Source organism: Microbulbifer maximicatervae (SeqCode) (assembly GCF_052467305.1).
Window position 1 is genome coordinate 1 of sequence record NZ_CP174307.1, and the last position, 18,390, is coordinate 18,390.

Genomic DNA, 18,390 nt, shown 5'->3' on the forward strand with positions numbered 1-18,390 from the left:
ATTTTTCCAGAAATTGATGACAAAAAGGCCTATCAGAAGGTTCAACTGAAGTAAACTCTCTGCCAAACCTTAGTAAGGTTTGAGATAGAGAAGTACCAAGGTTTACCGTAGAACACAAGAAAGAGTACGATTTATGAGCAATATATATTGAGGTTTGGCGTAGAGAAATGGCGAAAGCATGATGCGGTGTGCATACCTCTGTGAATTATATGTTGGTATGCTCTTAATATTCTGTTAGTAGAAGTGTATAAGTACGTGGGTATAGGGTTTAAGATAGAACTATACTAAGGTTTGAAAGAGAATACCACCTAGGTTTTACATAGAGTAATACCAAGGTTTAAGAGAGAGTATTACTCAGGTTTGTCATAGAGGAGAATAATGTAAACCTACGTATAATGAGAGCTACAAGCAGAAAAGGTCGAAAGCCTACCGAGACCCTACCGGTTTTATACCGTCTTTAAACCGTTATTTACTCTTTAATACAGATAATAAATACATTGTATTTATTATAATAATTCCGACCTACGGTTATGATTTAACAATAAAATCAGAATCGACTGTCAAAGGAATTTGGGATGGTCTTTCTTTGAGCAAAATCATTTTGGGGACCAAAAGAAGAGGCCTAAACAGCCTCAAAAATCTTGCCTTGCTATACCCTTACACCAACTTCGCGATTTTTGAGATAGGCGACAACAGCGGTGTACAAAGCTCTTGTAGTGTTGCAATTCCAGTGCTCCTCCAGGATCTGAATCTCGCTGACAGCCTTGCACACATAATAGGACCTGTTGTCTCCATCTTTTGAATTCGCCATAGCAATAAGATTATCCCGATTCTCGATAGCCCAATGGACGGCAGCATCGAACAGTTGGTACTGATACTTGAAGGAACCATCTACCGCACAAATGAGTTTCATAGTTTGTCTATCATCGTCACTCAGTTTGAGAGTGAATGGTGTCAATCTAGATTTATCCTGAGCCATATCTTGCTGCTTACCGTGTGTGAAGTTAATAACATCAGATTCTCAGGATTCTGATCCATCAGAAGGTGTAGAACGATCCTTTTTAGGTCAGCTTCTAATGACCCTTTACGACTACTTGGCCTAAGGGCTCTAAGGCATCCTATGGTTGAGGAGGTATGCGCATGTTAATCACTTTATTCAAACGAAAGCGTAATAAATCGGACGTAGAGACAGCACCAAGCAAGTATGCTCAGGCAAAGTCAGGTAAAGAGCTTTTAGAACCACCCAAGCGATCCACCTTGATACGCAAGATCAAGCGTCTATTCAGCATCACTGAGGATGTGTGGAATAACCACTATCTCTTTGCGATTGAGAGGTTCGCCGAACTTGTCCAGGAAGTACCTGCCTCTGAAATCCATCATCACTCCAAAGAAGGTGGTTTGATCGATCACACTTTAGAGGCATTGCATGCTGGGATAAGAGTTGCCCAAGGCTATGTACTACCACCTAATTCTGAACCAGAACACATCGCATCATCATCGGACCGATGGAGGTTTGGAGCATTCATTGCGATCCTCACACATGACATTGGCAAGGTAGTTACTGACATTGAGATTGTGTACAGGGAAAGGGGCGGAGAATTTCAGCATTGGCACCCTTGGTATGGAAGTATTCCAACAGGAGCCGAATATAGCTACCGGTACAAAAAAAGAATCAGCAACTCCAAGATTGCGAAATCTCTTCATGAAAAAGCCGCCATGTCCCTACTACCGAGGTTGCTAACCAAGAAAGCAGCACAATGGATCTTTGAAGATACAGAGTTGCTGGCACAATTGTTTAATACCGTGACACACTCTACCTTCGGCGGACAGGCTATCGCTGAAATTGTAAGAGTTGCAGACAGCGCCAGTGTTGCGAAAAACCTTGGTGCAGAAACCGGTAAGAAAACAGATCATTCAACTGCTATACCGCTCCATAAAAAGCTTATCGTTTCATTAAGAAAGTTAATTACCGATGGAGACTTAAAGCGAAACAAACCGGGTGCAGCTGTATGGGTGACTGATAGTGATACGTGGGTGGTTTCAAAGGCTACTATGGAAGCTGTACGGGTACAGCTGTTGAACGAGGGCCATAGAGGTATACCTCAAAATGTGGTACGTCTATTTGAAGTTTTGAACGATCATGATCTCCTGATTAAAAATCCTCATGGAGAAAGCGTTTGGACAGCTGAGATTAATGACTTCGCTAAAAATTGGCAGCAAAGACTTACATTCCTTCGATTCAAAAATGAAATTATTTGGCCAACGAGTAACCCAGAAAAATTTGATGGTGAAGTGCTCCCAGTAGATAAGTCCGGGAACATTATTGAAGGCACTCAGACACCTGAGAATTTAAATGTTGTAGAGAAATCAGCCAAATTATATTTAAATATGTCAACGGATAAGGCAATAACAAATACTCTTAAATCCAAGCCAAAAAAAACGATACTGCCCGAGTCTGTTTTATCAAAACTTGACAAACAAAATGCTATTGATAACTTGCAAGGTAAAGGAGAAACAAAGAAACATATAGCTAATGCTACTGCCGAAAGAAATCATGAACGAGACCCTGTGCTTAAGAAGTCACTCTCTGAAGATAAAGGTCAGATTGGGATAAGCTCACATGAAGCAAAAAATTTAAAAAACACCGCAAAAAAAATACAGAAAGAACTTATTAAGCAAAATGATTTCTTAACATGGCTATTAAAAGGTATCTCTCGTCGACAGATTCGTGTTAACGAATCAAAAGCCCCAGTACATATTCTTGATAGTCATGTAGCTTTGGTAACACCTGTTATTTTTAATTTATTCTTAGATAAAAATTCATTGAAGAAGCGCCTATATGAAAAGAGGGCAGGGGACAAAAAAGTTTATACCCTACTTCAGAAGGAGTTGGAATCCCTGGGCATACACCAGAGAAGCTCAAGCGGTCAAAATATAGTCAGGGTGACTGTAGAAGGGCATCGTTCTCAATCGGAACTTCGGGTATACCTACTGAATCGCGACTACTTTCCGTCACTTTCAAACTTCAGCACTAACAAGGCCATGACTATTAACATGTGACCTCATAAGTCCCTGTATACCACCTTTGCACAGCTCCATTTCTCGTGTCCATCATGGACGTAAGGTGTCAAAATGGCTATATTAGGTGCAACAATTATTAATGCACTTTTACTCACCATAGAGGCTACAACTACAATATATTGTGCCGTAAATAGGATTTCCGACGCCTGATCGCCTATTTCTGGCAGTAAATGCTGCAATAGAGGACACCCGCCTCCAGAAGGTGATCGCGCGAACGATGAGTACAAAACGAAACACTGAACACGATGCCTTTGGATTGGCAGGTAATCGACTCAACCACATACTGGATCAAATTGGGTTCAGGCAAGGCCGGGGTAGGATGGCTGAGTTTCAAAGTTATCTCACTGATAAAGCGCCTAACATTTTTGGTGATCTAAAATATACGACGGTAAGATCCTGGTTCCAAGAGCACTCTCCTCCAATGAGGAAGATAGATGCTGCCATTCAGGCGCTTCAATATGACTATACATTTCATCACGACGTTTCTCATATAAAGACTTGGTGGAAGGTCGGAGGATTTTATCCGTTTGTCAATGAGTTTGGTGATCCCGTCCCTTCAATTAATGAGCTGCAACAAGAAGCAACGGACCATAATGAAAAACTTCAGTTTGTAGTAATGTCTCTTGTAACAGAAGAAACTGGAGAATTGTTCCGTACCTTATCTAGTAAGGAGTTAGTAATGTTGAAGGATAAGGCGGTACAGTTTGCACAAGATTTTTCTGACCCATTTAAAACTGAATGCCCGTCAGAATATTTACGCATTGTTATTAAAGCCGAGCTGTCATCGCTTTTGAAAAAACAGACAAAGTGATATCCATCAGGCTATACAAAGATTGCCACTGAATAGCCTGATAATTTCCTCCAGTCACTTCATAGGCACTTTTAAAGTACATATCTAAGTAGTCGTTGTCGACAACACTGATTTAACCCTAAGTATCTCTCCGGAAAGTGCTCGGACTACACTATCTAGTACGAGTGTAGTATTTCTCTATTGTGGCTTGTTGGATGGTCTGGAGGCCCAAGGATTAATCGTCACTATTGAACACAACCAAAGCAAACAGTTAATTTTGACGATCGTTTTGGTTCCGCCAATGTGTTGACTACCATCTTACCAAGACTTGATTAAAATAAGACCTCAGCGATAATCTATATCCAACGATATAAACCCTTTTATAAACGCCCATTTGGTGGAAGAACTCTATCCAGAGAAACCGCCTTGAATTTGTGTGTTATTTGATAGTGAGAAAAAATACCTTTCAAATCAAAAGTCGTAGGTAGAATAAACCGGTTTTTCTTGGTCCAGGGGGCTCTAAAAGGAGGAGGGAAGTCTACGCGGGTCATCGATAACTATGTAGCTGAACACAAGATCTATGATTCATTGTTATACTACCCAGTATAATTTATGATCAACATTCTCTAAACGTGATGCTTTACTCACTCTGCAAGAAGAAGTTTCAAGCCATTGCCTACATACTTAAGTTATGTCGGGTGTAGGGTTGGTTGTGTCTTAGCCGCTCACATCGTAAGCAACTGGCTCCCCCACATGTAGCCAAAAGATAATAATGATTGCATTGCTGGGTGCCACTAAAGGATAAGTATTAATTTTTATACAGGAGAGTTGTCCACCGCGAAATCAACTCCAATAATGGAGAACGTTCCAGTTAACCAAAGGTTAGCTGAACTATTGCAGTTAGATTTTGGTTCATCTCATGAAGTATGGAGAAATACATGAGTAATAAGAAAAGGATTTCATATAAATCATTACTAAGTACTATAGTAGTGTTTCTCTCTGTAGTGATTTATTTCCCAATAATTTTCATAATCTATCATCAATTAGAAAGCCATGTTGAGCTTGAAATAAAAAATATAAAAAAGACCACGGAACTTCATTCTACTAATTTACTTGCCTATGCAATTGAAGTAGGCAATGAAGAGGTTATCAGTTCAGTCCTAAACGACATGAAGGATTACGGTTTTGTTTACAGCATAACAATCCTTGATACGAATAAAAAAATCTTATGGCTTATAAAAAACGATGACTATGATGGGCTAGAGGTCTCCGACCTTATCTCTAAAGAACTTCCTATTTACTCAGTCTCTTCAATCACCAAGTCGGCAATTGAAAATGATACTATAGAAATTGATAGCGAACCGCCAGACAGAAGTCAGGTTGGTACGTTGTTGATCAGCTACATAGATGTTCTCGGTACAGGGTCCATCTATTCCCTGGTAATTAAATCGCTACTCATTTCTATCCTTTTCGGAATCATATCTGCTGGAATATTTTTCTTTGTTCTTCGTTCAATAAATAAAAACCTCAGAAATATGAATGTGTCTGCAAGAAAATTGGCGGAAGGTGCAAGAGGCATAAGGTTGTCAGGTGACTCGATAATATATGAGATTGCCGAATTCTCTGAATCCTTCAACATCATATCAAAGGAGTTGGAGAAGAATTGGAATGATATAGAGCATCAAGAGCAAGTGTATGAGTTAAAACACAATATTCTGCAAATAGCCGCTCATGAATTAAGGACACCTATTGCTAGTATAAAAACATTTCTCGACATTGCCATTCATCATAATACAGAGAAGCGTTGTTCAGATGTTTTGTCTACGTTGAAAAAATGCTTTTCGGACATTGATGCGCTAGATAGGCACATCACATCAATCCTTTGCTTATCAGCCTTGGAAAATGACTCGCTAACCAGAAGTGATGAGTGGGTTAGTGTGCGAAAATTTTTCAATGATATCGATAAACAATTCTCTGTAAAGTGTAAAGCAAAACAAGCTGTATCATGGAATTGCGGCACCCAAGGAGAGCAGCACGATCAAGTGTTCATTGACTATGATTTGGTTTCGATCATAGTATCCAATGCCATTGATAATGCTATTAAGTACACTAATCGTGGTTTTGTGACGGTATCATATGAAGTTAAAGATAATGAGCTGTTGGTAATCGTTCATGATAGCGGTGTTGGGCTTACCCTAAAGGATATCGAGGTTCTAACCACTAGACCTGATCAATTGCAAAATAATATTAAAAGAACCCGAGATGGATGGGGTATCGGCATGGCTACGATGCATAGATTTGCCGACTTCCTTGACGGAACAATAGAGATAGAGAGCAAAAAAGATTTTGGAACAAAGGTAAGTATCCGAATTCCTGCTGAATGTAGATCTGAGATGATAGCTATCGAGACTGAAGAAGGCATGGCACATAAAAGCCTCCCTCTATCTGTTGGAAATGGGTTAGGACTTAGTGCTTCGTATGTTCATAACATCATAGAGCATGGCTTAAAAGTATTGGTGATTGATAACGATGCACAATATCTCAGCCAAATGGAAGAGCTGCTATCTCCGGAATTTCTTCGTAGAAAAGATGTACAAGTAACGTTTTGTTCCAGCCCTTCCGACGCAATTAGACTCGTCGAAGAGTTTAAATTTGATCTGTTACTAATTGACTACCATATGCCGGGCATGGATGGGTTGCAATTCCTTCAATTTCTTAGCAATAACGAAAACGAATGCAAGGAGGCTACTAAAATAGTGATAACGGCAGATGCAAATATTCCAGAGGCTGTGAAACGTGAAATGTTGTCTATGGCAAACAAGATTATGAGTAAAGGGGTAACATCTGCCGATATTAGAACGATGATTAGATCTATCTCCCTAAAGTTAGTTTCATAATAATGCACTTTTCAAAAGACTGATTAGGTTCCTTAAAATGAGCTACAAACGATATAAAGCTATGGACCCGGCTGGGTGTGCCCGTTGTGAATGTGATTATCAGGGGCTGGGTACTTAACCAATTGGACATTGGCATCAGCAGAGAATCGTTTGTAATTCTTAAGCCCAGTCAACTGTACTTAACTGCGACTATAGTAGACGTGGCCGTAAGGCCCGTCGGTTTTACCATATTTTCTTTTCATCACTGCAGGTCGTGCCCGAGCATTACTTTTTGCGAGCCCCCACGTACAACATAGAAAAGATCACATCGAATTGTTTCGAAGAAACGTTTTCGATCATGACACACAACATCTATCATATTCTTGAGTTTGATTGACTAACCATTGATTTAGATACTTGGATATCAGTTTCGTCACGACTGGGATTTGATCACATTTTTGGCCAAGGCACTTTTCCGGGCGGGATTAATTCTCCATACATATCTACGACAGGTAAGTTGCGTTTTCGAATTACCGCCTCCAGTGTAACCGGCCTATATGGCCGCAGACTGCAGTTTTGATCGACTATATCGTGCCTTACTTCTGGCAGCCTCCAGCGCTCAAGCGCCGAAATGTGGAGCATCTCGGATATTGTTTTGAGATTCCCAGGCAGCAAGCTGCGTCGATCAATGCTCTCGAATTTGCGTCGAAATCACTCACCGATACCTCTACCATCCGGTAGTGTCTGATTAATCAGGCGTTGATAGGGATAAAGTCTAGAAGTCAGATACAAGGTTGATCGACTCTCGTAACCAGTCCCTGCGATGTTGGATTCAAAGCTATCTGGGTTAGGAAGGCATTTTTCATCGAGAATGAGGTTGGTATGTTTAGTAACACGAGCTACCATCCAGCTGAGCGAGATGTCAGAAAGTCTACTATCTGGATAGGACCCACCGATATTTGAATGGACCCCAGGCATCCAAACCTGCTCGACAATTTGATTATCTAGCGGGGGAGCACCATTTTGGGATGCCCATAACGTTGGCGCAAATGCGCTGCGTTTCTCATCAATTGCAACAGCATGGAGGGAAACCTTTATATTCGATCCGACCTCGACATCTGAGAATGAATATGGCTTCCAGTAGAGATGCCTGCCCAAATCGCCGGGAATACCGAGGGCACCGACAGTGTCCCAAACACCAACGCACTCGATAGGGACTTTCTTAATTGATTGAAGGTCGATTCTACCAATGGCTGCCTGTTTGTATTCCTTCTTAATATTCTGACGCATGATAGTGATGACCTCTATAAGCTTGCGACCAAGATGCATTGGTTGAATCAAGCCTATCAAACCAATGAATCCAGCAAGGCTTCTTGCGGTATACGCACCCCGTGAGAACCCGAAGATATAGATCTCATCACCATGTACATAGTTGTTACTGAGAAAGCGATATCCATCAATAACGTTTTCATCAAGCCCCTTGCCGGAAACACCTCCAATGATCCTATCGCTGAAACCACCCGTGCCGACACCTTTGTCGTAAAAGGTGATCTGGGATATGTCGCCGTCCATACTTGGTATAGCACGGAGTAATTTGACTACGTTCGTAACCTGCCCTGCATTATCAGGTGTGTTCCAGGTACCATCGAAAAATACAATAATACGGCGCTTAACCACTGTAGTTCTTTCGGACACATTTACTTAAGTCTGACTTGCCCTTCATATAAATTAAGACTCAGAACAGATATTTATAGGATCACGCCAATATTAGCAAAGAAGAGATGATTAAAAATTGAGACAACTGACCAATGAACGGAAGAGAGTAAGAAAGGCTAGTTGAAATATGTTCAGCCAGTAAAATAATGGAATTTTCAGGTTTGATAGAGATAATATTCTATAGCATAAATTAAGGTAATATTAATTGTGATAGATATAACAAACCTGATTTCGGATAACAGGTGCAACTAGATAGGGAAGGTATAGCCCCCATTTGACCCACTTAATAATGCCATGGAATTCTTCTCCGAGCGTGGTATTTCAATTTGATTACTGCTAGTTAATTATTTACTAATAAATTCTGCCCAGACTGTGTCTAACGCATCTGGGTTTTCCTTGTCGATGCTCGACATTAATCTCGATAACCATTTCAACCTTGTCTCCAGATCCTCATACAGGAGGCCTTGATAAGGCGGCTCATCAGGGTTCATTAAGTGTCGAAGTCGATGTCTATGTTGTTCGGCTTCTATCGCCTGGTAAGCTTCTGTTTGTTTTGTACTGCTGTGGCCGAGTTGTGCTTTTGCGTGGATGCCGAGTAGGGTGGCTGTGCCATGTCGAATCCAATGGCTGGTAGCATCCTCCAAAATAGCCAACTCCCAGCTTTCAAGCTTAATATCCGGACACTCTATAGCCCATTCTCGCACTTTCCGTAGTAGATCAACTATATGGCCATGTACAGAGTGGTAGCTTAATGGTTTTGAGGTCTTTGTGCTGGCGTCTACCTTGAGAGGGAGTAAGAGGTGGCGGGGCCCTTGATCTTCTGGGAGCTTGTCAATTACCTGGCGTCTCCGATTAGCCTTTTTTATCACAATTACCGGCAGCCCGAGGGCGCTACGGTACCGCAGATACTCCGCTTCCAGTTCTGGTATCCAGGGAACATCTTTTCTGCGGATGCCAGTCCCTTTAACAGTTAATGTCAGTTGATTGTGGCCTTTCCGGTTGCGGTAAATATCATCCAGAGATGCCGTTGTTCCACTCGATAGTCTCGCTGCGGTATAGAGATAGAAGTGGAAGAGCCAGCGCCATTGCGCAAAACGACGGGTCTCCACACAGCTAAATTCTTCGCCATTATCCAGAAAATGTAATATGGCCTGGATGCATTTCAAAGGCAGTTCCCTAGGATCACCATCTTCGGTTTCATCCTTGGTCGAGGTTTTGGCCTTAGTTACTGGCTTAATCAATGTCCAGGGATTTCCAGATAGGTACCCTGCGTTAACAAGCCATGTGAAGAGTGCTTTGATTTTATCTACCGTTTGATTAGTGGATACGGGACTCAATGGAGCCCTAAATGGTTTCCACTCTGGGTTCGGCACCCTTCGACCAGCTCTCAGCAACGTTAACCCTGGTGGCCGACATTTCTTTCCAGAGCACAGCTCGGCTGCAGGGGCCATGAGCCAAGACTGAAAAGTCTGACAGTGTTCCACTTTGACTTCCCGTAATGATCGCAAGTTTTCCAGGTGCATAAAGACAGCAAATTTCCTGAGGTCGCGCTGTACGGCGTTTAGCGTGGTTGGCTTTTGGCAGCGGATCAACAGGTAAAGGGCAATAGCTTCTCGGTCATTACTGGCATCAATTAATAGGCGATCGGTGTCAAGGCGCGATAGGGCTGGATTGGCCTTATTTTCCTCAATTGCCATGATCTGGTGCTGAACCACTTTCAAGGGCCAGTTTGAATCCGAGTCTTGTATTTCCACTGAATAAACGTCCGAAAAGCCAGCAATTTCGTTGAATTGCGGGTCGTTTTAACTTACCCACAGCTGGGTGAATGCCGCCGCATGCTAAATTATATATAATTTAATATATTAGCATATATATTAAATTATAGTCATCACCGATGTTATTTAGTCTAGACCCTAGACCATATAGTCTTTGATTGTCACAATACGACCATGTTTAACGACTTGCTGGAGATCGGGTCGATGTCTGTATTTAAGATATCTGAAGCCATCCTGGAGCTTTCCCCTGAGGAGCGTGTGGTGGCCGCAGGCCTCGCGTTGCTCAAACACCACCGCAAGATGCCCACTCAGGACAAGGTGGTAGAGGCGCTTTTACCACGTTCTGATGAAGGAACCGGCACCGGTAAAGGTACAGTGAATAAATATTGGCCTTCCCTTCAAAATGAGATAGCTCGGGAATTGACGCTGGCCGAGTGGTTGCCAGCGGATCTGCCTGACTTCGTGATTGACCATCTGAAGAAGCTGATGGACTGGGCTCGGCAGGATGCAGAGGCGCAGTTAGAGGGGCACAAGGCCACCCTCAATGAGCGGCAGCGGAAGTTAGATGAAGAAGAAGAAAGTCGGAAAGCGACTGAAGCTACCTTACGTGACAGAGTTAGGGAGCTAGAGGCTGCTGCTAGAAATCAGAATAGTGAAATAAGTCGGCAGCGAGACAAGCAGGCAGCTTTGGAGCAGTCTTTGGCGGAAACGCAGCGCACGACTGCGGTTCAAAATGAGCAACTGGCTCACGCAGAAGAACGTGAAGAGACTTTGATAGGTAAGTTCGCTGAACTAAAGGATCAGATTGCAGGCTTACAAAAAGAGCATGATGAGAGAGCTGAGGAGTTGAAGATACGGAACAAAGACATTGTTTTCCTGGAGAATCAGCTTCAATCCCTTCAGCATCACCATGACGAGCAGCTTAGGTTAGTTTCAACGCTCAGGAACCAGATTACCGAATTGGGGGATCAGACGGCAACTTATGAGGAATCACTGGAGGAAAGCCAGATTGCGCTCGAAACCGCCCAGAAAACTATACAGGCGAATGAAACAAAATTAGCCAGATTTGAGGGGCAGCTTGTTGTTTTGGACTCCCTGAAATCATCTGTGGGGACATTAAAGGATGCGCTCCATAAGGAGCAGGAAAGGAATGTTGCTCTGGAGCTTGAAAAAGAGCGTCTAGGAAAAGAGATTAAAATGTTAATTGATCGAGAGTCGAAGGTGGACAAATAAGAGAAGCCCTCAGAAGGTTGCTAGTTTAATGGCCTAGCGTAGTTTGGATAAAGGAAACCAGCAACGGGAGATTGCTATGGATGATATTCAGACGTACCGGGCAAAGAAGAAACTCAAAAAGATGCTGAGCAATAAGTCTTGGTGCTTAGAGGGCTTTCATTTGAACTCGGACCTTGTGGTAAATGCTTACATATACGATCCCTTCGATACAGGAGAAGTCGCATTAGCTGAGTTTACTGAACAGGACATATCCAGGCTCAAGCTGATAAAGGAGCCGATAGAGGCTGTTTGCGGCGCAGTTGACCAGCAGTTCAAGCGCTATGTCATGGCCACAGGTGCTCAAATTCGGAAACGGATCGAGGAGCTGGGAATACTGATGTGCATCTATATGCTTAATACAGCCAGCTATCAAACACTGTGCGCCAAGGAGAAAACAGGCCACCGGCACTTCATTATCTTGCTTTATAGAAATCGTCACACAAATGAATGCACGCTCCTTCCTTTCAGCCTAGTCAGCCAGGAAGCAATCTTGGATGTTGAGCTGATCAAGCAATATGCGCAGTCTGTGATTGCCAGAGATGAAGTTGCCAATCCTAGCTACTTTAACGCAAGCCCTGTCGTCCCAATCTGAAGGTAATATGGAACTGAGTATTTTTGTAAATGGTATCCAGGGCTATAACCAGGTGATCCACCATGCTTTGCTGAATAGCGGGCTGTATGTTATGCACGAGAATGACTACAGCTATACCGTCGGGATGAAAAATATTGGAGCGCCAGATCTCATAATGTTTGGTTAATCACCAGAGGTGTCTGAAGAGATGTTTCAAGTACTATTCCAAGCAGTAAAGCTGGGGCTAGTTACTCTTGAACAGTCCAATGACATCGGTCAAATATTTGATCCTCAACCACGCCTCGAAGAGTTTTCTCAAATGGAGAAACGTTGCCACCTTTTTGCGGCAAGAACTTACTACGGCTCGTGGGATTTTAGGGCCATTAAAGTGTTTATGGAAATTCACCTAGGGGGAGAGGTGGGTATTAGCCAATATAGAATAACCTCTTCATTCACTGTCCTTTGTGAAACGGACACCTTCATCCTTATCAGGGATAAAAATGATCCTGATCGTGCATCGGTGACGAACGCCGCCGACTACACGGTTGAGTGGCTGGCCCAACGATTCGAAATTGCTAACCGCCGTATCGTATATCAGGACACTATGGGCCGCTTTGATGAACTATGTCATAAAAGCGGTAAGTTTGATGGATTCAAGCCCTTAACAGAAAGCCAGCAAAGGTTCTTTGTTGATCTGCTGGCTTGTAGTTTCGTGAGGGGGATTGAACATGCCTGGTAGAGTTATTGATTTTACTGCCCACCTGAATAGAAAGCGTCAAACAGAGGCGCTGAAGGAGAAGATTGTGGCTTCTGGCTGGGATTTAGACTGCGATATTTCATCGGTTGATTCTGAGGTTTGTTTTTATCTAATAGACAGTAAAGAATCTGGTATTATTCTCTTTGGATGCAGCAAAGAGACTATCCCTGAAAAAGGCTCTCCAGAGATCGTTCACTGGGGTCATTTTGTGCTGGCCTGGGATGTCATCGCTGATCCAGTCATGCCCTTTGACAACAAGCATAAACAAGACACGATGGAACTTGCTATCAGAGCTCTACCGAGTTTGCTGGAGTGGCAGGAATTTGCTGATCGAGCTTTTTCCACAGATGGTTCGAAAAAGCCTCATATTCTCGTTATCATAGATAGAGCGAACCTCGACTCCCCTCAGGAGTTGATAGTTGCACATTCAGAGTCCCCTGTTTTGAATGCTGAAAGTATTCAGTCCATCGTGAATAATTATGTAAATGCTTAATGAAGTAAACTGTTTTATTTAGTAAATAATCCTTCAATATCAATGAGTTAATCCCAGATTTGGAAGGTTGTTAGCTTATTCCGGTGAGACCTCGATAGATAAGAGTTTTGACTGATATAAACGACGATTACCAATAGCCATGCTGTACAGAGCTAGGTGACCATAAAGGCATTAATGTGTATATTTATCAGCGTAAAAGCCTAGCTTATATGATATTTGCGAGATAATAATGCCGAGATTTGCCGTAGGTTTTGGATTTTTCTTTCTTAGTGCAGTAGACGGAGACAGCGAGGTAGTGAAGATGCCTCACGATACACTTGGAGAGCTAGTTGACCCCGAATTATCCTGGGCAAAAGTGCCAAACCTTATTCATGGAAAACGCAGCTGTGGTTATTTCTCCTCGGAATTAGAGAAGGCGGGCTATGGGGATATGGGAAACATTGATGTTTACCTAAAGCCGAAACTTTTTGAATCGAATTATTCAGACCTTGATCAGCTCCTGGATAAACAATTTGAAGGAGTGAATTTCCTCTACCTTTCGTCCTCAGCAAAGAAAGTAATTAACTCCCTTTGGGGAGAACTTTTATCTCAATCTGGCTTTTCCAGTGAAAAATTTCCCTGGGAGGGGACTCGTCATCCAGAACTCATCCCTAAGTTATTAATGAAAGACAAACGTTTGTCCAATCTCAAGGCTGTCTCTTACCCAGTGCAGTTCAACCTAACATGTGGTTCACGTGATCTATCAGTAGTTACTGTTATTGATGCCACAATTATTGATGGGGCTACTGCCAGCTGGTTTGAGGAAAGCTATGTATCTCTTGCTGGACTTTGGAAAGGGCATGCTCCCAAGGACTAAAAGAATATTGCCAAATAGCCTAATAGTGGGTCAGCAGAAAGGCCATTCAGGGTGACTGAGATGGCCTTTTTTATTTGGTCTTCAAGAGACTGGAACAGGGCGTAGATTTTATGCCGGTTGTAGTGCCGGTCTACTTACCCTTGGTGCCTTTACCGGTCGTAAATTTTCCTTGGCGGCTTGTCGCTCTCTGTAAAGGCGGTGTTTTACTTCCACTCGCATCAGCACTTCCGCAGAGATATTGAACTCACTTTCAATCTTCACTGCTAACGCTGGGGACAGGGGCGCTTGGTCATTTAGGACTTTAGAGAGGTGCTTGCGAGATACACCCAGACGCTTTGCTATCTCTTCCTGGGTAAGCTCTAAATCTGCGAATTGCCAGTATTTCAGGGTGGCGCCGGCAGACATCGGTGCTACTTCACGTTTGATAGTCATGGCTCTATCTACATTGATTCCGTGTTTCGTTTTACGCGCTTCGATTTACTTTTTTCGTCTTGATATTTAATGCTTCTTTTTGCCTATCAGTTAATGCAAAAGCAGCTTGAAGTCAGTAGTAATATGGGGCCATTGCTCCTTAGTGGTTAATGGTAGTCTTCGTAATCCAGAATATGGGCGTCAGTACCATCAAAGTTGAAGGTAAGGCGATAGTTGCCCGTCACGTAGACGGCCCAGTCACCTTTGTTGTCCTTCTCTCGCCCTTTCAGGCGGTGGACACCTTTCCCGATATTGTCGAGTTCTCTCTCACTCTCAACTGAGTCCAGGGTTTCCATGATTGCTCGGAGCTTGCTCTGTATTGCCGGGCGAGAGTCAATTTTTCTGGAATGCCCCTTTTCCCATAAATCCTGAAGGCCTTTGTGGTTGAAACTTTTTATCATCTGGATAGAGGTCCCTTTCTGACAATCAAGTGTAACCAAAAAGGTTACATAGGGCAAACTTTGCTCTGTCAAAAAGTTGGTATTTGTTGGTTTGAGATTGAGAGCAAGAGGAGTTGGATTTATTTGTGACGGTCGCATTGTATAAATAAAGCTAATAGTGTCAATAAGTTAGTCCAGTCTTGAGGATGTAGGGGCGTCGTTGGTTGCTGTAACTGGACGTTTAGGCCGCCACTCGTAAATGGCGCTAGTGCATTAGTCGGCTTCCAAATTTCTCTTACCCAGGTGTTTTTGGGTTCCCCCAGCTGACTGACGACATAATTTCCAATGAGCGGATGCTCAGCTTAAAAGGCCTAGCGGGGAAATTTGAACAGATACTTACCATTTCGCCTTTTTATTCCTACTTCCCTAAATGGCGCTGAGAGTCTCTTCTTGGTTAACACCCAAGACCTGACTTGGTAGCTCGCTATGATTGACTACAGCATTAAGTTCGTTGTAATAGCTTTCCGCAGCCCCAGCGGGGACCAGGTAGACAGCAGTAGGCTTAGCTTCCGTATCGGTTAATAATACAGAGGCGATAACGTCAGATGATCTAAGGTTATAACGCAATCCTTTGATAAAGTGGCGACGTTCTGTACAAAGCCTTTCAAGTAGCTCCAGCTCTTCGATATTTTCAAAGGGAAGCCAATTCCGATCCACTGCCATGAACGAGGTGGTATCCACTTGTGGGCTTCCGGACGCACTTAACAGAAAGGTGCAGATTGTTAATAAGTGGATAGATTCGTTTTCGTAGAAGAACGCGAGCTCGGTAGAGAATGCCTTGTTGATTCGCTTGTAAACGTCCTCTCCCATATATACCGGTGTATCGGGCATGTGCTTTACAAGCATCTTGAAGCCAAAACGAGCTTCTTCAATGGACTTCACTTTACCGATGAGAATGCCCATAGGCTGCTTGTTACCCTGCTTTTTCAACTTGGAAAGGAATTGTCTTCGCCTAGCCACAATTTCATTTTTGTGATCCGCAGAGAACGGCTCAGGAATTAGCAGCGATTCACCTAACGAGTTCTTTCTGGTGAGCTTGTTTTGCGCTGCTTGAAGTAGATATTTCCTAATCACATACCATGAGCGCTTACCTTCCATATTCGGCGCCCATCTGTTTAGCCCCGCATCTTCATAAAGGAAGTGCAAAAGCGATCGAATGGTGAGTTTCGTCGGGTCTCCTTTGACTACAGTAGGTTCTTTAGTCTCACCTTTGTTAATCGTTCGATTCAATGAGACCTTTGAAAGCGAGAAATCCAGCTTTAGGTTGGTAAGGCCGGTCTCCTGATCTTCGGAGATAGCCTTGTTCTCGACAGCACCGCGTCCGGAGAGCTCGGTAGGGATCTCGTAAGATTCACAGTCCGGGTGATGTTGCTGGCCGCTGTTTGGCATTCTCTTTAGCACATAGCTGTTATCGCTAGTGCGGGCTATGTACATAGGGAAGCCTGGAGAAGAACAGAGACATAAGGGGCGTTCTTGGGATTTGTAAGTGCTGGCCAAAGCCTCTTCAAATAGTGGGCTTGATCGTTCGAGAACATAATCGCCGATGGAGTATTGCGACATATTTCTTACCTTAGAATATTGGTGCCGCTCTCGTCCTCATAAACTGCATGATACTGAAAGAGAGAAAGTACACGACTGATGTAAGCCCCAAGAAGAGTGCAAATAGCCAGAAAAGACCAGGCAAAAAGCCAGTATCCATAAACTTCAGAATGAATGCAGGCGTTGCAGCCATTAGAATGAAGAGAAAAAGCGTAAGCATATCTTCAGAAAATATGGCATGTGCTGACAGTGGCTGGTTATTGTGATCCAAGTGGAAGTATTGATTGATACCGTCAACGTACTTTTCCACTACCCAACCATGACGCTCTGCATCTTTGATAAAGGTCACGAAATTCTGCACCCCCAAGGTCTGGAGAAACTCTGCTACCTGAAGTCGTTTATCGCTGACCAGAAGTAAAGTGCTGACTTCATTCAGAGAAACAGTTTCTATCTGGAGCTTTATGTTGGCTTGGATGTCTGGTGTGAGGCTAATCAGCGACTTCACCGGGCGATCGGAGTAAATCCCTGTAGGCAGGTCTTCATACTTTTTCAGAGTAGCTAATAAAGTGCTTCCACCAAAGACATTGATTTCAATAAGCGCTTTCATGCATCATCCTTTAACCGAGTAGTATTTTTCGAAGATCTCCAGTGCTTCCCTGTTGGTAATCCCATTATCCAGCCTTTCGCGGACAAATGTTTGTATACCAGGCTCTTGTTCAATCAAGTTTGTAATGAGCTTTACCATATAGCTGGAGGCCTGTTCATTGAGCGAGCGTGTTCTAGTGACGGAAATTGCCGTCATAACATCTGCATCAATTTTTCGATTAATGCTTTGACGGTAATCGGAAGGCGGTACTGAGTTAATAATGTTTGAGGAGTGATGATTTTTATCAGAAGAGAATATGCCCCCTATATCTCGTCTAGGCAGCTTTCCTGTTCCTGACTCAATAAATGGTAAAATGTAGAAGGTTGAAATAGCTCCAAGTATGAAGCCAACTACTATTCTGATCATTTATTACTCCAAAATTAGGAGGGAGGGTTCCCCCCCCTTCCACTAGATATTTAATGCCCTTCGGGTGCGTTTTTTCAGAGATTCTCCAAACTGAGTGGCATTCACGGACTTGTCAGTTAGCCAATAGGTAATTGTGATTGCACTCTCTTTATCGCTTTGCTTTTCAATCAGGCTGTCAATAACAGCCATAACCCCGTCGTGGTTTCTGTGTGCTCGCATGTGGTAGTACAGAGAAGGCGTTGCGCCATAGGCATAGGCAAAAGTCTGCATCTTCGTGTCGGCCAAGCTGCCCCATTCCTGGCGAATTTCCTGTTCGGTTTGGTAGTTGAATTCCTTTTTAATTTTTAGGAATGCGAGATCAACATTCACAGGTACGGTAAATACGATCTTGTGTTCAGTAGGCTTATTGGCAGATGTATTCACCACGGTGGTGTCGGTAGTAGTTGTCTTCGCCACTTGGGACTCCTGTGTGGCTTTCTTCTGGTTAGCACTTCCATCGTGATTGATGGGGTTACCAGTAACCGGATTATTCCAGCAGGTCAGGCATTTGCCGTCTGATGAGTAGACGTGCTGATTGGACGCACAGCCGCTCACGATGGCAATCAGGGCTAGAGAGACAATAAATGCAGATAGTTTCATGAGTGTTCTCCTAATAAGAGTGTTTACTTAACGTTACTACGAGGTGACAAACTAGCAACCGGGCATATTGAGTTGCTGATTGAGCATCGAGCCAGGAGATAC

18 protein-coding genes are annotated in these 18,390 nt (G+C 43.2%); 9 read left to right on the top strand and 9 right to left on the bottom strand.

The genetic code is table 11. From position 1 onward, the window contains the following. Positions 1-649 precede the first annotated feature (649 nt). On the bottom strand, positions 650-913 hold the full coding sequence (locus tag ACJJI4_RS23640) for a hypothetical protein (RefSeq protein WP_444928306.1): 264 nt from the start codon (positions 911-913) through the stop codon (positions 650-652). 227 nt (positions 914-1,140) lie between these two features. On the opposite strand from ACJJI4_RS23640, the gene mobH reads away from it, so the two are divergent. The 3 genes from mobH (at position 1,141) to ACJJI4_RS23655 (ending at position 6,768) form a co-directional block, all read left to right on the top strand. Beyond that, positions 1,141-3,060 carry a MobH family relaxase gene (mobH, locus tag ACJJI4_RS23645; protein ID WP_444928307.1) on the top strand — a complete coding sequence of 640 codons (1,920 nt, stop codon included), beginning with the start codon at positions 1,141-1,143 and terminating at the stop codon, positions 3,058-3,060. Positions 3,061-3,298: 238 nt separating this feature from the next. Further along, positions 3,299-3,892, top strand: a complete 594-nt coding sequence (locus tag ACJJI4_RS23650; RefSeq protein WP_444928308.1) for a hypothetical protein — start codon at positions 3,299-3,301, stop codon at positions 3,890-3,892. A gap of 917 nt (positions 3,893-4,809) precedes the next feature. Beyond that, complete coding sequence (locus ACJJI4_RS23655; RefSeq protein WP_444928309.1) at positions 4,810-6,768, top strand: ATP-binding response regulator; 1,959 nt, start codon at positions 4,810-4,812, stop codon at positions 6,766-6,768. Between the two features lie 690 nt (positions 6,769-7,458). On the opposite strand, the gene ACJJI4_RS23660 is transcribed toward ACJJI4_RS23655, so the two are convergent. Continuing rightward, positions 7,459-8,424, bottom strand: coding sequence for a T6SS phospholipase effector Tle1-like catalytic domain-containing protein (locus ACJJI4_RS23660; protein WP_444928310.1), 966 nt, complete (start codon positions 8,422-8,424; stop codon positions 7,459-7,461). A 383-nt stretch (positions 8,425-8,807) separates the two neighbouring features. Next, positions 8,808-10,217, bottom strand: a complete 1,410-nt coding sequence (locus ACJJI4_RS23665) for a tyrosine-type recombinase/integrase (protein WP_444928311.1) — start codon at positions 10,215-10,217, stop codon at positions 8,808-8,810. A gap of 225 nt (positions 10,218-10,442) precedes the next feature. Here ACJJI4_RS23665 and ACJJI4_RS23670 point away from each other — a divergent pair, with 225 nt between their 5' ends. The 6 genes from ACJJI4_RS23670 (at position 10,443) to ACJJI4_RS23695 (ending at position 14,187) form a co-directional block, all read left to right on the top strand. Beyond that, positions 10,443-11,471 (top strand): DNA-binding protein, encoded by a 1,029-nt coding sequence (locus ACJJI4_RS23670; RefSeq protein WP_444928312.1) that lies wholly within the window; start codon positions 10,443-10,445, stop codon positions 11,469-11,471. A 76-nt stretch (positions 11,472-11,547) separates the two neighbouring features. Continuing rightward, positions 11,548-12,102, top strand: coding sequence for a hypothetical protein (locus tag ACJJI4_RS23675; protein ID WP_444928313.1), 555 nt, complete (start codon positions 11,548-11,550; stop codon positions 12,100-12,102). A 7-nt stretch (positions 12,103-12,109) separates the two neighbouring features. Beyond that, positions 12,110-12,268 carry a hypothetical protein gene (locus tag ACJJI4_RS23680; protein ID WP_444928314.1) on the top strand — a complete coding sequence of 53 codons (159 nt, stop codon included), beginning with the start codon at positions 12,110-12,112 and terminating at the stop codon, positions 12,266-12,268. Positions 12,269-12,289: 21 nt separating this feature from the next. Next, complete coding sequence (locus ACJJI4_RS23685) at positions 12,290-12,820, top strand: hypothetical protein (protein ID WP_444928315.1); 531 nt, start codon at positions 12,290-12,292, stop codon at positions 12,818-12,820. Further along, a complete protein-coding gene (locus ACJJI4_RS23690; RefSeq protein WP_444928316.1) occupies positions 12,810-13,331 on the top strand; it encodes a hypothetical protein in 522 nt (173 codons plus the stop codon). The genes ACJJI4_RS23685 and ACJJI4_RS23690 overlap by 11 nt, the downstream gene beginning before the upstream one ends. Before the next feature lie 229 nt (positions 13,332-13,560). Continuing rightward, on the top strand, positions 13,561-14,187 hold the full coding sequence (locus tag ACJJI4_RS23695; RefSeq protein ID WP_444928317.1) for a hypothetical protein: 627 nt from the start codon (positions 13,561-13,563) through the stop codon (positions 14,185-14,187). 108 nt (positions 14,188-14,295) lie between these two features. Here ACJJI4_RS23695 and ACJJI4_RS23700 read toward each other — a convergent pair whose 3' ends face one another. From ACJJI4_RS23700 to ACJJI4_RS23725, 6 genes are all read right to left on the bottom strand, one after another. Next, entirely contained in the window at positions 14,296-14,619 is a 324-nt protein-coding gene (locus tag ACJJI4_RS23700) for a HigA family addiction module antitoxin (RefSeq protein WP_444928318.1), read from the bottom strand. A 146-nt stretch (positions 14,620-14,765) separates the two neighbouring features. After that, a complete protein-coding gene (locus ACJJI4_RS23705; protein ID WP_444928319.1) occupies positions 14,766-15,059 on the bottom strand; it encodes a type II toxin-antitoxin system RelE/ParE family toxin in 294 nt (97 codons plus the stop codon). Between the two features lie 405 nt (positions 15,060-15,464). Then, on the bottom strand, positions 15,465-16,658 hold the full coding sequence (locus ACJJI4_RS23710; protein WP_444928320.1) for a DUF1173 family protein: 1,194 nt from the start codon (positions 16,656-16,658) through the stop codon (positions 15,465-15,467). Positions 16,659-16,668: 10 nt separating this feature from the next. Beyond that, positions 16,669-17,244 carry a hypothetical protein gene (locus ACJJI4_RS23715; protein WP_444928321.1) on the bottom strand — a complete coding sequence of 192 codons (576 nt, stop codon included), beginning with the start codon at positions 17,242-17,244 and terminating at the stop codon, positions 16,669-16,671. Between the two features lie 3 nt (positions 17,245-17,247). Further along, the gene (locus ACJJI4_RS23720; protein WP_444928322.1) at positions 17,248-17,649 is read right to left on the bottom strand and encodes a hypothetical protein; all 402 of its coding nucleotides are present in this window, start codon (positions 17,647-17,649) and stop codon (positions 17,248-17,250) included. Between the two features lie 42 nt (positions 17,650-17,691). Next, the gene (locus tag ACJJI4_RS23725) at positions 17,692-18,288 is read right to left on the bottom strand and encodes a hypothetical protein (RefSeq protein WP_444928323.1); all 597 of its coding nucleotides are present in this window, start codon (positions 18,286-18,288) and stop codon (positions 17,692-17,694) included. Positions 18,289-18,390 lie beyond the last annotated feature (102 nt).

Bases quoted from the DNA above. Each gene is read 5' to 3' on its own strand.
- ACJJI4_RS23640 (WP_444928306.1), bottom strand. From the start codon at position 913: ATGAAACTCATTTGTGCGGTAGATGGTTCCTTCAAGTATCAGTACCAA.
- mobH (WP_444928307.1), top strand. From the start codon at position 1,141: ATGTTAATCACTTTATTCAAACGAAAGCGTAATAAATCGGACGTAGAG.
- ACJJI4_RS23650 (WP_444928308.1), top strand. From the start codon at position 3,299: ATGAGTACAAAACGAAACACTGAACACGATGCCTTTGGATTGGCAGGT.
- ACJJI4_RS23655 (WP_444928309.1), top strand. From the start codon at position 4,810: ATGAGTAATAAGAAAAGGATTTCATATAAATCATTACTAAGTACTATA.
- ACJJI4_RS23670 (WP_444928312.1), top strand. From the start codon at position 10,443: ATGTCTGTATTTAAGATATCTGAAGCCATCCTGGAGCTTTCCCCTGAG.
- ACJJI4_RS23675 (WP_444928313.1), top strand. From the start codon at position 11,548: ATGGATGATATTCAGACGTACCGGGCAAAGAAGAAACTCAAAAAGATG.
- ACJJI4_RS23680 (WP_444928314.1), top strand. From the start codon at position 12,110: ATGGAACTGAGTATTTTTGTAAATGGTATCCAGGGCTATAACCAGGTG.
- ACJJI4_RS23685 (WP_444928315.1), top strand. From the start codon at position 12,290: ATGTTTCAAGTACTATTCCAAGCAGTAAAGCTGGGGCTAGTTACTCTT.
- ACJJI4_RS23690 (WP_444928316.1), top strand. From the start codon at position 12,810: ATGCCTGGTAGAGTTATTGATTTTACTGCCCACCTGAATAGAAAGCGT.
- ACJJI4_RS23695 (WP_444928317.1), top strand. From the start codon at position 13,561: ATGCCGAGATTTGCCGTAGGTTTTGGATTTTTCTTTCTTAGTGCAGTA.
- ACJJI4_RS23700 (WP_444928318.1), bottom strand. From the start codon at position 14,619: ATGACTATCAAACGTGAAGTAGCACCGATGTCTGCCGGCGCCACCCTG.
- ACJJI4_RS23705 (WP_444928319.1), bottom strand. From the start codon at position 15,059: ATGATAAAAAGTTTCAACCACAAAGGCCTTCAGGATTTATGGGAAAAG.
- ACJJI4_RS23710 (WP_444928320.1), bottom strand. From the start codon at position 16,658: ATGTCGCAATACTCCATCGGCGATTATGTTCTCGAACGATCAAGCCCA.
- ACJJI4_RS23715 (WP_444928321.1), bottom strand. From the start codon at position 17,244: ATGAAAGCGCTTATTGAAATCAATGTCTTTGGTGGAAGCACTTTATTA.
- ACJJI4_RS23720 (WP_444928322.1), bottom strand. From the start codon at position 17,649: ATGATCAGAATAGTAGTTGGCTTCATACTTGGAGCTATTTCAACCTTC.
- ACJJI4_RS23725 (WP_444928323.1), bottom strand. From the start codon at position 18,288: ATGAAACTATCTGCATTTATTGTCTCTCTAGCCCTGATTGCCATCGTG.